The organism is Parafannyhessea umbonata, from assembly GCF_012844235.1.
Classification (GTDB): Bacteria; Actinomycetota; Coriobacteriia; order Coriobacteriales; family Atopobiaceae; genus Parafannyhessea.
On the sequence record NZ_JABAGR010000002.1, the window covers coordinates 252,628 to 265,602 of the forward strand.

General features: G+C 67.7%; 11 protein-coding genes and 4 tRNA genes. 12 read left to right on the forward strand and 3 right to left on the reverse strand.

Going from position 1 to position 12,975, the window contains the following annotated elements:
- The first annotated feature begins 125 nt into the window (after positions 1-125).
- The 6 genes from HF885_RS02965 (at position 126) to HF885_RS10295 (ending at position 4,512) form a co-directional block, all read left to right on the forward strand.
- Positions 126-1,517 carry a CCA tRNA nucleotidyltransferase gene (locus HF885_RS02965; protein ID WP_170103472.1) on the forward strand — a complete coding sequence of 464 codons (1,392 nt, stop codon included), beginning with the start codon at positions 126-128 and terminating at the stop codon, positions 1,515-1,517.
- Positions 1,518-1,651: 134 nt separating this feature from the next.
- Positions 1,652-1,725: transfer RNA gene (locus HF885_RS02970), tRNA-Gln, on the forward strand.
- Positions 1,726-1,736: 11 nt separating this feature from the next.
- Positions 1,737-1,813 (forward strand) — tRNA-Glu (locus HF885_RS02975).
- Between the two features lie 32 nt (positions 1,814-1,845).
- Positions 1,846-1,922: transfer RNA gene (locus tag HF885_RS02980), tRNA-Glu, on the forward strand.
- A gap of 214 nt (positions 1,923-2,136) precedes the next feature.
- Entirely contained in the window at positions 2,137-3,522 is a 1,386-nt protein-coding gene (locus HF885_RS02985; RefSeq protein ID WP_090861796.1) for a lysylphosphatidylglycerol synthase transmembrane domain-containing protein, read from the forward strand.
- 222 nt (positions 3,523-3,744) lie between these two features.
- Positions 3,745-4,512: a MarR family winged helix-turn-helix transcriptional regulator gene (locus HF885_RS10295; protein WP_206109743.1), complete on the forward strand. Its 768-nt coding sequence runs from the start codon at positions 3,745-3,747 to the stop codon at positions 4,510-4,512.
- Between the two features lie 126 nt (positions 4,513-4,638).
- Here HF885_RS10295 and HF885_RS02995 read toward each other — a convergent pair whose 3' ends face one another.
- The gene (locus HF885_RS02995; RefSeq protein WP_170103473.1) at positions 4,639-5,517 is read right to left on the reverse strand and encodes a LysR family transcriptional regulator; all 879 of its coding nucleotides are present in this window, start codon (positions 5,515-5,517) and stop codon (positions 4,639-4,641) included.
- 121 nt (positions 5,518-5,638) lie between these two features.
- Here HF885_RS02995 and HF885_RS03000 point away from each other — a divergent pair, with 121 nt between their 5' ends.
- From HF885_RS03000 to HF885_RS03025, 6 genes are all read left to right on the forward strand, one after another.
- A complete protein-coding gene (locus tag HF885_RS03000; protein ID WP_206109744.1) occupies positions 5,639-6,442 on the forward strand; it encodes an AzlC family ABC transporter permease in 804 nt (267 codons plus the stop codon).
- A gap of 1 nt (position 6,443) precedes the next feature.
- Positions 6,444-6,758, forward strand: coding sequence for an AzlD domain-containing protein (locus tag HF885_RS03005; RefSeq protein ID WP_170103475.1), 315 nt, complete (start codon positions 6,444-6,446; stop codon positions 6,756-6,758).
- A gap of 145 nt (positions 6,759-6,903) precedes the next feature.
- Positions 6,904-8,067 (forward strand): pyridoxal phosphate-dependent aminotransferase, encoded by a 1,164-nt coding sequence (locus HF885_RS03010; protein ID WP_170103476.1) that lies wholly within the window; start codon positions 6,904-6,906, stop codon positions 8,065-8,067.
- Positions 8,068-8,202: 135 nt separating this feature from the next.
- Positions 8,203-8,293, forward strand: a tRNA-Leu gene (locus tag HF885_RS03015).
- A 106-nt stretch (positions 8,294-8,399) separates the two neighbouring features.
- Complete coding sequence (locus HF885_RS03020) at positions 8,400-9,206, forward strand: ADP-ribosylglycohydrolase family protein (RefSeq protein WP_235927268.1); 807 nt, start codon at positions 8,400-8,402, stop codon at positions 9,204-9,206.
- Positions 9,207-9,247: 41 nt separating this feature from the next.
- Positions 9,248-9,682: a C-GCAxxG-C-C family protein gene (locus HF885_RS03025; RefSeq protein WP_170103478.1), complete on the forward strand. Its 435-nt coding sequence runs from the start codon at positions 9,248-9,250 to the stop codon at positions 9,680-9,682.
- Between the two features lie 31 nt (positions 9,683-9,713).
- Here HF885_RS03025 and sdaAB read toward each other — a convergent pair whose 3' ends face one another.
- Positions 9,714-11,303 carry an L-serine ammonia-lyase, iron-sulfur-dependent subunit beta gene (sdaAB, locus tag HF885_RS03030; RefSeq protein WP_170103479.1) on the reverse strand — a complete coding sequence of 530 codons (1,590 nt, stop codon included), beginning with the start codon at positions 11,301-11,303 and terminating at the stop codon, positions 9,714-9,716.
- Positions 11,304-11,414: 111 nt separating this feature from the next.
- Positions 11,415-12,920, reverse strand: a complete 1,506-nt coding sequence (gene gltX, locus HF885_RS03035; protein WP_170103480.1) for a glutamate--tRNA ligase — start codon at positions 12,918-12,920, stop codon at positions 11,415-11,417.
- Between the last annotated feature and the right edge of the window lie 55 nt (positions 12,921-12,975).

The following is a 12,975-nucleotide window of genomic DNA, read 5'->3' on the forward strand; positions in this document are numbered from 1 at the left end:
CATAGATAGAGAGTTGGTTTTGACCATACGAGAATAGCACCATGCCGCCCGAACGCGTTCCGTGGCGCCGCCATGTCGCTATACTGGCATGTAGATGCCCCAGCACAGCCGCAGAGAGGTCCGCCATGTCCCGACGCTTCGAAGACGTTGCCTATGAGCTTCCGGAGTTTGGCCGCAAGGTGATCCGGGCGCTTGAGGACGCTGGGTTCGAGGCATGGGCCGTGGGCGGTTGGGTGCGCGACGCCCTGCTGGACGCCCCCTCGCATGACGTGGACGTTACGACGTCGGCGCACTGGCGGGATGCCGAGAAGATCCTGGCGTCGTGCGGGTACGCGGTCCATAGGACGGGGGCCGCCCACGGCACGATAACCGTCGTGGTCGAGGGCGAGCCCGTGGAGGTGACCACGTACCGCGTCGAGGGCGACTACACGGACCACCGCCACCCGGACGAGGTGCGCTTTGTGGACGACATCCGCCTAGACCTGGCGCGCAGGGACTTTACCGTAAACGCCATCGCCTACCATCCGGAGCGCGGGATCCTGGACCCGTTCGACGGTCGCGGCGACTTGGGACGCGGTCTCATTCGCGCCGTGGGCGACCCGCGCAGGCGCTTCGAGGAAGACGCGCTGCGCGTGTTGAGGGCGGTGCGCTTCGCGTGCCGTCTGGGTTTCGACATAGAGCCCCAGACGCAGCAGGCGCTTCTTGAGTGCGCGGACGGCCTGGAGGACATCGCGAGCGAGCGCATAGGGCAGGAGCTGGACGGCATCGTGCGCACGGGGCGCATGGGATGGGCCCTCATGAACGAGGCGGAGGTCCTGGGCGAGGCCATCCCGGAGCTCGCGGCCATGGCCGGCTTCGACCAGCACAGCCCGTACCACGCCTACGACGTGCTCGAGCACACGGCGCGCGTCTGCATGGCGGTCGAGGAGTTCACCGGGGGCATGGCGTCGCCTGCGCTCAGGTGGGCGGCTCTTCTCCACGACGTGGCGAAGCCCGTGACCTTCACCCAGGACGACGCCGGCCAGGGCCACTTCTTCGGCCACCCCAAGGTGGGCGCCCCCATGTGCGAGAAGATCATGCGTCGCCTGGCGCTTCCCGGCGAGCTTGTCGCGCCCACGCGCACGCTCGTGCGGCTGCACGACCACTACGTGAAGCCCACGCGCCGCTCCGTCCGTCGCACGCTGCTCAAGTTCGAGAACGCGTGTCCTGGGCGCGCGGAGGCGCTCACGTTCGCGCTGCTCGACCTCAAGCGCGCGGACGCGGTGTCCAAGGTGGACCGCGTGGCGGGCTACGCCGTGGAGCTTGACAAGATCTCTGCGGTGCTCAGGCGCGTGATCGCGGACGGCGAGGCGTTCCGCATGACGGACCTCGCCGTGAGCGGGCGCGACGTGATGGAGGCGACGGGCATCAGGCCGGGCCCCGGCGTCGGCATGATCTTGCGCGAGCTGCTGCTGTGCGTGGTGAACGGTGAGCTTCCGAACGACCGCGACGCGCTGCTGTGCAGCCTTCGGGTGTAGGGGTGTCCGTCGAACGCAGGCCGAACGATAAGAGTAGAAATTGTGGAGCGCCATGCATTTGAAAGTTTCGCTTGCGGAAAGGGTCGAAGGCGCGTATATTACTTTCTCGCGCTGAGGCGCACAGAGAAACCGATTGGGATGTCGTCTAACGGTAGGACAACGGATTCTGGTTCCGTCAGTGTAGGTTCGATTCCTGCCATCCCAGCCATTCTCGCTTCTGGCCCGTTCGTCTAGCGGTTTAGGACGCCGCCCTCTCAAGGCGGAGATCACCAGTTCGAATCTGGTACGGGCTACCAAGTACTCCACGGGCTGTGAGGTCCGTGTGCATGGCCCCGTCGTCTAGCGGTTTAGGACGCCGCCCTCTCAAGGCGGAGATCACCAGTTCGAATCTGGTCGGGGCTACCAGGGATTCTCGCAGGCCGGGCATAGAGCTCGGCCTGCTTTGTTATGGAGCGACGCTCACGTGCCAGAGAGGTGATGTCGCGCCACCAACGTGGTGTCTGGATGTGTGCGGCGGGCCGTGTCTTTGCAGCTTCCTTTCTGGGTATCATCAGTAGGACTCTGGTTTGGGGCGTGAGGCCTCTCTGTCTTGCGACGCGTCGACGGACCTTGGAGGGCCATGGCAGAAGAGAAGAACACCAACCGTACGAAGCCGAAGGTCCCGCTCAAGGTGTCGGCACCGCACGTATCGGGCGGAACTGCCGGCGCGGCGTCCGATAACGAGGACAACAAGAACAGTGCCCGCAAGGGTGCGCTCTTCCTGGTGGCCGTCGTCGGCGTGTACGTGCTCTACCTCGTGTTCTCGGGGCAGATGGGCCAGTTTTTGGACGCGCTCGGCTCCGTGGACGGCTCGTGGGTCCTGAAGGCGTGCCTGTGCTTCGGCATGTACTACGTGTTCGGCGTGCTTGCGTACGGCATCGCGGTCTACCTCGACCACGACTCGCCGCTCGGCGTGCGCGACCTCATGAGCGTCGAGGCCTCAGGCGTGTTCTTCGGAAACCTCACCCCCATGATGGCGGGGTCCGTCCCCTCGCAGATATATCGCATGACGCGCTCGGGGCTCGACGTTGGGGAGGCCAGCGCCACGCAGTTCACGCGCTTCATCGCATTCCAGTTTGGCGTCGTGCTGTTTGCCGCCATCATGCTCGTGGCGAAGGCGGAGTATTTCTTCCAGACGTACGGAGACCTCTTCTTCCTCAACATCGTGGTGTTCACGGTGCACTTCCTCGAGCTCGCGGGCATATTCGTCATCTGCCTGTGCCCTCGCTTCGTCATGCGCGTGGGCAACTGGGCCATCCGCATCGCGACGCGGCACAACTGGCTGAAGGACCCCAAGCACTGGGACGACATGGTGAACGTGCAGGTCATGGAGTTCGCGAACGCGTTCAAGAACGCCGCGAGCGACCTGCCGTCCATGGCGCTCACCCTGCTGGTCACCATGGCGCAGCTTGGCAGCCTCTACATGATCCCCTGGTTCGTGCTCAGGGGGTTTGGCATCCGGGCGGACTTCCTCGAGTGCCTGGCCGCCGGCTCCATGGTGCAGATGGTGTCGTCCGCCGTGCCGCTGCCGGGCGGCACCGGCGGCGCCGAGGGCGGCTTCCTCATGTTCTACGGCCACATGTTCGGGCGCTCGGCAAGCGCCGGCTTCCTCATCTGGCGCATCGTCACGTTCTTCGGCCCCACGCTCCTGGCGGCTCCGCTTCTGGGCCTGCGCTCCAACGGGGGCCCCAGCATCTACGCGCGCGTGCAGAAGGCAAAGGCGCGGCTGCACGCCAAGGGATCGCGCTCTTCTCGCGCGAAGGGCACGGCGACCATCTCTGGCTCCATGCTGAGGCAGAAGGCGAAGGGCGTACCCACCGCGGGCACCACCGGCAAGACCGCGGCGAAGCAGGGTCCCGTAGCCGTTCCCGGCGGCATTCGCGTACCCATGAGGAAGAAGCCCCGGCAGGCACCCAAGGCGGATGCGGCTTCCGCGCAGGGCGAGAAGGACTTTCCGGCACAGTAGCGGCCGCGCCATGCCGGCATGTCCGCGCGGCTGTGGTCGTCCTGTGCGCGGTGCATGGGTTAATTGCGCCGTTGGGAAACGCGGCGGGGTGGCGCCGCATCGTCTGGAATAATTGATAGCGTTATTGAGAGCGCGAGCGGGCGGTCGCCGGGTGCGGCGGCCCGCGTGCAAGAGGGGGCGCCGGCCAGGGCCTGCGCCAACACAAGAGACCGGAGTGCATGCATGGCGGCAAGGGAAGAGATTATCGAGAAGATCGGCCTGCTCAACCACATGGTTGGCGTGGCGCGTCGCATTCGCAGGGACGAGGAGGCCGCGGCGGATCCCAACGTCGCGCGCGTCGTCGCGCTGCTGCGTCTGAAGGACGGCATCCCCACGCAGGAGATGGCCACCGTGCTGGGCATCGACGGCGCGGCCATGGGCGCGACGCTCGAGGCGATGGGCGAGTCCGGCCTCGTTGAGGTGAGGGTGGCGCAGGACGGCTCGAAGTCCGTCGCGCTGACCGAGAAGGGCCGCGAGGACGCGCCTGCGAAGGCGGAGCTTTCGGACGTGGCGCTGGACGGGTTCACGGACGAGGAGGCGGAGACGCTCCTGGGCTACCTCGGACGCATCGAGGCGTCGCTCACCGGCGAGCTTGGCGCGGACTGGAAGGAGCGCGAGGAGGCCCGCAAGGCCGCGAAGCGCCACGAGGGCAGGCCTTCCGACCGCGATGGCCAGGGAGGTCGCGGGGGGTTCCGCGGCGGGCGTGACGACCGCCGAAGCGGAGACCGCGACGGCCGCAGCGGATACCGCGGCGGACGAGAAGACCGCAGGCCTGCCGATCGCGGCGGCTACCGTGGGTCCCGCGACGACCGCGGCGGCTACCGTGGCGGACGTGACGACAGGCGCGGGGAGCGTGGCGGCTACCGTGGCGGCCGCGACGACCGTCGCGGCGGGGACCGTGGTGGCTACCGTGGCCGCGATGACCGCGGCGGTCGTCGTCGCGAAGACTAGCGCGGCGCGGCAGCGGTCCTGCCACCCGCATCGCACATGGCACAAGCAAGGCGCCGTCCCGTCCCGGGGCGGCGCCTCTTTTGCGATCGGGCGCCGGCTATGGGGGCGCGTCCTTCTCGCCCGGCGCTACGCCTGCGGCGGCAGGCCGGCGTTCTTGAGGATGAACTCTGCGAAGCGGCGCGACGCCACGGGCAGCGTCTCCCACGACGCCCACGCGAGCGCGATGTTGCGTACGGGACGCTCGCGGATGGGGCGCACCTCCACGCCGGTGGCGTAGCCCTCGAGCATCGTGCTGTACAGGATCGATACGCCAAGCCCCTCGCGCACCATCGCGAGGATGGAGTAGTCGTCCGTCACCTCGTAGCGTATGCGCGGCCGGACGCCGGCGCGCTCGAACGCCGTGAGGGCAACGCTCGTCTGTCCCTCGTCCAGCAGGATGAGCGGCTCTAGCGCCAGCTGCCCCAGGCTCACCTCACGCGAAGCGGCAAGCGGGTGGCCCTCCGGCAGCACGGCGAGCATCGTGTCCGTCGCGACGGTGCGGTACGGCAGGCCGGAGCCGTCGCCGTTTATGAAGCCAAGGTCCACGCGGTCCTCGGCCACCCACTGCGCGATGCTCGTGTACTCTCCCTGGCGCAGCACGAAGCGCACGTCCGGGTGAAGCTCCTCGAAGCGGTGCATCAGCGGCGGCAGTATGCGCCGGCTCACGCTCGAGAAGGTGCCCACGCGGATCGTGGCACCCAGGAGCCCCGCCACCTCCTGCCGGCGGCGCTCGAGGTCGTCCTCCGCGTGCGCCACCGCGCGGATGGCCGGCATGAACGTGCGTCCGTCGCCGGTGAGGCTCACGGAGCCGCGCCCGCGCTCCAGCAGGCTCGCGCCGAGCTCCGACTCCAGCGCGCGCACGGTCTGGCTCACGGCGCTCTGCGTGTAGCCCAGCTCGTGCGCCGCCTTCGTGAAGCTGCCGGCGTCAACGACGCTGCAGAACACCTTGTAGCGGGATACCCTCATGAAGTGCCCCCAAGCCTCAGCATAAGAAACGTTAATGCAACAATAAAATACATTCGTTTCACTTATCCCCATAGCGATGATATTACATAAGCACAGTAAAACAGTTGAGTGGGGAGCAATCGTGGCAACGGCGGTTATTGGAACACAGACGACAGACGTGCATGCGGGCGAGCTCGCGTACCCTGGCACCGCCCGCCTGGGCGAGAAGGGCCTCGGTCTGTTTCGCGAGGGCCTCGCAGAGGGCGTGCCCATCGCACTCGGCTACTTCGCGGTGTCGTTCTCGCTTGGCATCGCCGCGAAGATGAGCGGCCTCACGCTGTCCCAGGGCGTCGTCACGAGCTTCCTGTGCAACGCGTCCGCCGGCGAGTATGCCGGCTTCACCATGGTCGCGGCAAACGCCGGCTACCTGGAGCTCGCGGTCATGATGCTCATCGCCAACGCCCGCTACCTGCTCATGGGGTGCGTGCTTTCGCAGCGCTTCAGCCCGGACACGCCCGTGTGGATGCGCGCGCTCATCGCGTTCGACAACACGGACGAAATCTTCGCCGTCAATGTGGCGCACAAGGGTGACGTCAGGCCCGCCCGCGCGCTCGGCCTCATGGCCCTGCCGCTCGTGGGCTGGGCCGGCGGCACGGCCGTGGGCATGCTCGTGGGCGGCGTTCTGCCCAAGCTTCTGGTGCAGGCGCTCTCCGTGTCGCTGTTTGGCATGTTCCTCGCGGTCATCATCCCGCCGGCGCGCCAGAACCGCGTGGTCGCGGGCGTGGTTGCCGTGAGCTTCGCGGCGAGCCTCGCTGCCTCCGTCGCCCCGCTCTTCTCGGCCGCGGGTGAGGGCGTGCGCACCATCGTGCTCACGCTGGCCATCTCCGCCGTGGCGGCCGTGCTGTTCCCGTGCCCGGAAGACGACGCGGAAGCGGGGGAGGCATAGCATGGGTTCCATGGGGTGGGGCTACGTCGCCGTGATGGCGGGCGTCACATTTGCGACGCGCGCGCTTCCTGCGACGCTCATCAGGAGCAAGGTCACGAACCGCTTCCTGCGCTCGCTCCTGTACTACGTGCCGTACGTCACGCTCGCGGTCATGACGTTCCCGGCGATCCTGGGCGCGACGGGCGTGCCCGCGGCAGGCGCCGTCGCCCTTCTCGTGGGCATCGCGCTCGCGTGGCGGGGGGCCGGGCTGTTTGCGGTGTCGGGCGCGTGCTGCGCATCCGTCCTCGCGGTGACGCTCCTGGCCCAGGCGCTGTAGCTCCGCACGCGCCCGCGCGACGCGCGTCGTTTGTTTCCATCGTGGTGGCGTTTGGTGCGCCGCCGCGTCCTCCCTTTCACGAAGACGTACAATTTATGCAATAGTTTTGACTGCTGTACGCGCGTTTGCGGGAAGGAAGGTACGGATGAGGCTCTCCAAGAGGCTTGACCTGTTTGGGAACGAGGTGTTCGCGGCGCTCAACCTGCGCCGTCGCGAGCTCGAGGCCAAGGGGCGCGAGGTGTACGACCTTTCCGTCGGCACGCCGGACTTCGCACCGGACCAGCGCCTGATAGACGCGATGGTCAAGAGCGCGTCTGACCCGGAGAACTGGAAGTACTCCCTGCACGATCGCGACGAGCTCGACCGGGCCGTGTGCGACTACTACCGCCGCCGCTACGGGGTCGAGGGCATCACGCCCGACATGGTCATGAGCTGCCATGGCACGCAGGAGGGCATGGGCTTCGTGTGTCAAGCCCTCGTGGACCCGGGCGACACCGTGCTGGTGCCGGACCCGTGCTACCCGCTCTTCCGCACGGCGAGCCTGCTCGCGGGCGCCAAGCTCGCGTTCTACCCGCTTTCGGCGGAGCATGACTTCCTGCCGTACGTCGCGGGCATCCCCGACGACGTCGCGGACGCGGCACGCTACATGGTGGTATCGCTGCCCGCGAACCCCGTGGGCTCCGTGGGCACGCCCGAGGTCTACCGACAGATCATCGACTTCGCGAAGGCGCACGACATCGTGATCATCCACGACAACGCGTACAGCGACATCGTGTTCGACTCCAAGGAGCCCGGCGGCTCGTTTTTGGCGTACGAGGGTGCGCAGGACGTGGGCGTGGAGTTCCTCTCGCTCTCCAAGTCCTTCGACGTCACCGGCGTCAGGCTCAGCTTCCTCGTAGGCCGCTCGGACATCGTCGCCGCCGCGAAGAAGCTGCACGGCCAGCTCGACTACGGCATGTTCTTCCCAGAGCAGGACGTCGCCATCGCGGCGCTCACGGGCCCGCTCGACGGCGTGGAGCGCCAGCGCATGGCCTACCAGGAGCGTCGTGACGCCCTGTGCGACGCGCTTGAGTCCATTGGCTGGGAGCGCCCCAACGCGCACGGCTCCATGTTCGTGTGGGCGCGCATCCCCGGCGGCCGCATGGACTCCGTCGACTTCGTGCTCGAGCTCATGGAGAAGTCTGGCGTCATCGTGACCCCGGGCGCGAGCTTTGGCCCCGCGGGCGAGGGCTTCGTGCGCATGGCGCTCGTGATGCCGCCCGAGCGCCTTCGCGAGGCGGTCGAGAAGATCCGCGAGGCCGGCTTCTAGGGGCGCGGCGCGCGCTCTAGCCGTCGGCGGCACTTGTGGGGGCTTGGTGGCGTTGGGTCAAATTGTATCGGTAAGCAAACATTCCCGCCTTTGCCATGCGCCAAGAGTGCTAGTATGAATCCCGCACGAAATCACGTCGGAGTGGCGGAATTGGCAGACGCGCTAGCTTGAGGTGCTAGTGACTGACTAAAAGGTCGTGCGGGTTCAAGTCCCGCCTCCGACACCACGTGAACACAGGTCCCCATCGGCTTAGGTCGGTGGGGACTTTCGCTTACCGGCGCAATTAGTGTCCACTGCGCAGGGCACCATGGATGCAAGCCGGGACGACGAGGATGGGGGACACTGTGATGGTTGCGACGTTGAGGGACTGCATGTACGGGCAGGCGGTCGGCGACGCCCTGGGTGTCCCGTTCGAGTTCATGTCGCGTGACACGTTTCGCTGCACGGGCATGACGGGCTTCGGCTCGCACGACCAGCCCGCCGGCACCTGGAGCGACGACACGTCCATGGCACTTGCGACCTGCGACAGCATCAGGGAGCGTGGCTGCATCGACCCTAAGGACATGCGCCGACGCTTCGAGTCCTGGTATCGCGACGGCGCGTATACGGTGGACGGCCTGTTTGACATCGGAGGAACGACGGAGCGCGCCCTCCGGGACAGCTGTGGGTGCGCCGGGGAGTTCGACAATGGCAACGGCTCGCTCATGAGGATCCTCCCGCTCGCCTTCACGAGCGCGACGGACGACGAGGTCCGCGCGGTCTCGGCGATCACGCACGCGCATAGGACGTCGACGGAGGCCTGCGTAGACATGGTGCGAAGGGCGCGGATGCTCGCGGGCGGGGCGACCGTGGCCAAGGTCGCGGGCGCATATGCGGGCATCCCGCGCGGGGAAGTCCGCTCGGGCGGCTACGTCTTGGATACCGCGCGGGCTGCGCTCTGGTACCTTGCGAACACCTCCAGCTTTGGGGAGTGCGTCCTTGCGGCGGTGAACCTGGGGGATGACACGGACACCACGGCTGCCGTCGCTGGTGGCCTCGCGGGCATCGTCTACGGCGTGGACGGCATTCCCCGCGCGTGGCTCGACGGCCTGCGTGGCAAGGACGTGATCGAGAGGTGCCTGTTCCAGGCGCTAGAATAGGCGAGAAGAACACCTACGAACACGCAATGGAGAGGATTGTCATGGCAGAAACGTTCGATGATGAGGCCAGGCAGCGCTACATAGACCGCGCGCTCGAGCTTCACCACTCCGGCTACAACTGCGCCCAGAGCGTCGTCTGCGCCCTGAGCAACCTGACCGACCTGGACGAGGACACGCTGTTTCGCGTTGCGGAGGGCTTTGGCGGCGGCATGGGCGGCTTCACGGAGACGTGTGGAGCACTCTCCGGCGCCGTCGCCATCCTCGGCCTGCGCACGAGCGGCGGCACGGCAAACCCAAAGACGAAGGCGCGCACATACGCGAGGACGAGGCCCGTCGTGGCGGCGTTTAGGGAGAAGAACGGCACCACGCGCTGCCCAGAGCTCAAGGGCATGACGGGAGGACCCGTCCTGCGACCGTGCGACGGCTGCATCGAGGATGCCTGCAACCTGCTGCTGGACGCCGTGGAGGCGGAGTAGGCGCGGCGGGCGTGACATCGTACAGGCGGGCTTACTTGCCGGTTGCCTTTCCGCATCCCGTGCGGCACGCGCTGCACGCGGATGGGGCGGCGGCAAGGCCGCCGAGCGCCGTCTCGCGCAGCGCGGACGGAAGCGAGTCCCCGACGGACTTCATGGCCGCGACGACCTCGTCGAACGGCAGCGGGTCGAGCACGCCCGAGAGGGCGAGCTGGGCCGCGCTCACGGCGTCGACGACGCCTATGACATTCCTGTCCTGACACGGGTACTCCACGAGCCCGCGCACGGGATCGCACACCAGTCCCAGCAGGTTCGCGATGGCGGTCGAAGCGGCGGAGAGGCAGACCTTGGGGTCCGCGCCCATGAGCTCCGCGACGGCGGAGGCCGCCATGGCGGCCGCGGTTCCCACCTCCGCCTGGCAGCCACCCTCGGCCCCCGCGACGGAGGCGTTCCTGGCCACGATCGCCCCAATGGCACACGCGTTCCACAGGGCACGGGTAACCTGCTCGTCCGTGGCGCCCAGCGACTCCGCCACGGCGAGCACGGCGCCGGGGATGACGCCGGCAGAGCCCGCGGTGGGCGCGGCGACGATCACTCCCATGGTCGCGGAGCGCTCCAGCACGGCCATGGCGTAGGCGCAGGCCCTCGAAAGCGTCTCTCCCATGAGCGCAGCGGCAAGCCTCGGCGCGGCGTCGTGCACGGCCTTGGCCTGTCCGCCAAGCAGCCCGCCGAGCGATGGGAGCGGTTTCTCGATCGGTGCCACCGTCTCTTCTCGCATGACCTGGAGCACGTGCGCCACGAGGGCGTCCGCGTCCTGGGTGGGGAAGAGCTCCAGCTGCCTGCGGCGCATGACCTCGCCGATGGTGGCGCCCTCGCGCCCCGCGAGCGAGAGGAGCTGCGCGCCGGTGTCGAAGCCGAGGGCGAGCGTCGCGTCCGGCGACACCTGCGCGGCTCCGGGCACGTTCACGAGGTTCGCGAGCGTGATGTTGGGGGCGCGGCGCAGGTACTCAAGGAGCGCCTGGTCAAGGCCGCCGTCCACCTCGAACACGGTGTAGGCGCGGCCACCTCGGCGCTCGCGGAACGTGCGCATGGTCGCGATGTTCACGCCGCCGGCGGAAAGCCCGCTCGTGAGCGCCGCAAGGACGCCCGGCCTGTCCTGGTGCGCCACGAAGAGCGTGGGGTAGTCGCCCGTAATCTCCACGGCGATTCCGTCGATGGAGCTGATGCGCACGCGACCGCCGCCAAGGGACTCTCCCGTGACGGACATGCGCGTGCCATCCGCGCCCTCCATCGAGATGGTCACGGTGTTGGGATGGAGTCCCGCGCCGGCGTCGGACGGCACGAACTCGAAGTCGAGGCCCAGCTCTCGCGCGAGCTCGAACGAGTCGCGCACGCGCACGTCGTCCGGCGCGAGGCCCATGATGCCGGCCACGAGCGCACGGTCCGTGCCGTGCCCGCGATACGTCTGCGCGAACGAGTTGTACAGCGTGAACGTGACGCGGCTGAGGGGCGAGGGCCCAAGCGAGCGCGCGACGAGCGCTATCCTGAGCGCGCCTGCGGTGTGCGAGGAGGAGGGTCCCACCATGATGGGGCCGAGGATCTCGAATGCTGACGTCGTCATCATGGCATGGACCTCCGACAGAAGAAGGCCGCCGACGCTTGGCGCCGACGGCCTGACGCGTTTTCCGCGTGCTAGTGTCTCATTATTTCGAGCGTGTTACAAGCCCTGTGGCCCCTACTTCGCGAGCGGCAGCGCCCTCTCGAGGCGGGCGAGCGCGACGTCGCGGCCCAGGAGCTCGAGCGACTCTCCCAGCGGGGGAGACACCTGGTTTCCGCACTCGGCCACGCGCACGGCGCCGTAGAACTTGCGCTTGTTCGTGCCGAGGGCGTCCGGCAGCGGCTCGAGCGCGGCGTCGATGGCCGCGGCGTTCCAGCCGTCCGCGTCCAGCGCGGCCAGCGCGTCGCGGGCGGCCTCGAGGTAGCCGCGCGCGCCGTCCTTCGCGAGGTTCTTGTTGACGCTCTTCTCGTCGAACTGGACGTCCTCGCCCCAATAGAGGAAGCGGCTCTTCTCGACCACCTGCGGCGCGAGCGTGGTGCGCGGCTTGAGGACGCTGGCGAGAAGGTCGAACCATGCGGGCTTCGCGGCGTATGCGGCCTCGGCGTCCGCTGCGCTCTCCAGGCCTGCGGAGACGAGCTGCGGCACGAGCTGCGTGCGCGCGAACTCCTGGTCCGTCATGGCCTGCAGGTACTGGCCGTTGATCCAGTCGAGCTTCTTGAGGTCGAACGTGGCGGGGTTCTTCGACACGTGGTCGAGCGAGAAGCTCTTGGCAAGCACGTCGCGCGGCACGATCGTGGTGTCGCCGTCAAGCGCCCAGCCCAGGAGGGCCAGGTAGTTGACGAAGGCGTCGGAGTCGTAGCCGGCGTCGCGGTACTCCTCCACGGACGTGGCGCCGTGGCGCTTGCTGAGCTTCTTGCCGTCCGGGCCCAAGATCATGGAGATGTGGGCGAACGTGGGCGTGGGTGCGCCCAGGGCCTCGTACACCATGATCTGGCGCGGGGTGTTGGACAGGTGGTCGTCGCCGCGGATCACGTGGGTGATGCCCATCATGGAGTCGTCCACAACCGTGGCGAAGTTGTACGTGGGCGTGCCGTCGGAGCGGAAGATGATGAAGTCGTCCAACGTGTTCGCCTCGAACGTGACGTCGCCGTGGACGGCGTCGTGAACCACCACGTCGCCGCGGTCCAGCGGCACCTTGATGCGGATGGTGTGCGGCTCGCCGGCGTCCACGCGGCGCTGGGCCTCGGCCGGGTCGATGTCGCGGCACGTGCGCTGGTAGCCCTGGAACGGGTCGTGGCGCTCCTGGGCGGCCTTCTTGTCTGCGGCGAGCTTCTCCGGCGTGCAGAAGCAGTAATAGGCCTTGCCGTCGGCAACGAGGCGCTCGGCCGCCTTGCGATAGATGTCCAGGCGCTCCGTCTGCCAGTAGGGGCCAAAGTCGCCGCCCACCTCGGGACCCTCGTCCCAGTCAAGGCCCAGCCACTTCATGGCGCGCAGGATGATCTGCGTGTTCTCCTCCGTGGAGCGGGTGGGGTCGGTATCGTCGATCCTCAGGATGAACGTGCCGTGGTTGGCGCGGGCGAATGCCCAGTTGTAGATGGCGGTGCGGGCGCCGCCCACGTGCAGCTTGCCGGTGGGCGAGGGCGCGAAGCGCACGCGTACGGGACGTGCTTCGGTGGAACTCACGATTGCGTGACCTTTCGTGTTGTGTGCTCAGTACAGTCCGAACAAGTATAGCCGC

What these genes read in the sequence shown, in the direction of transcription:
- HF885_RS02965 (WP_170103472.1), top strand. Translation starts at nt 126, where the DNA reads ATGTCCCGACGCTTCGAAGACGTTGCCTATGAGCTTCCGGAGTTTGGC.
- HF885_RS02985 (WP_090861796.1), top strand. Translation starts at nt 2,137, where the DNA reads ATGGCAGAAGAGAAGAACACCAACCGTACGAAGCCGAAGGTCCCGCTC.
- HF885_RS10295 (WP_206109743.1), top strand. Translation starts at nt 3,745, where the DNA reads ATGGCGGCAAGGGAAGAGATTATCGAGAAGATCGGCCTGCTCAACCAC.
- HF885_RS02995 (WP_170103473.1), bottom strand. Translation starts at nt 5,517, where the DNA reads ATGAGGGTATCCCGCTACAAGGTGTTCTGCAGCGTCGTTGACGCCGGC.
- HF885_RS03005 (WP_170103475.1), top strand. Translation starts at nt 6,444, where the DNA reads ATGGGTTCCATGGGGTGGGGCTACGTCGCCGTGATGGCGGGCGTCACA.
- HF885_RS03010 (WP_170103476.1), top strand. Translation starts at nt 6,904, where the DNA reads ATGAGGCTCTCCAAGAGGCTTGACCTGTTTGGGAACGAGGTGTTCGCG.
- HF885_RS03020 (WP_235927268.1), top strand. Translation starts at nt 8,400, where the DNA reads ATGGGGGACACTGTGATGGTTGCGACGTTGAGGGACTGCATGTACGGG.
- HF885_RS03025 (WP_170103478.1), top strand. Translation starts at nt 9,248, where the DNA reads ATGGCAGAAACGTTCGATGATGAGGCCAGGCAGCGCTACATAGACCGC.
- sdaAB (WP_170103479.1), bottom strand. Translation starts at nt 11,303, where the DNA reads ATGATGACGACGTCAGCATTCGAGATCCTCGGCCCCATCATGGTGGGA.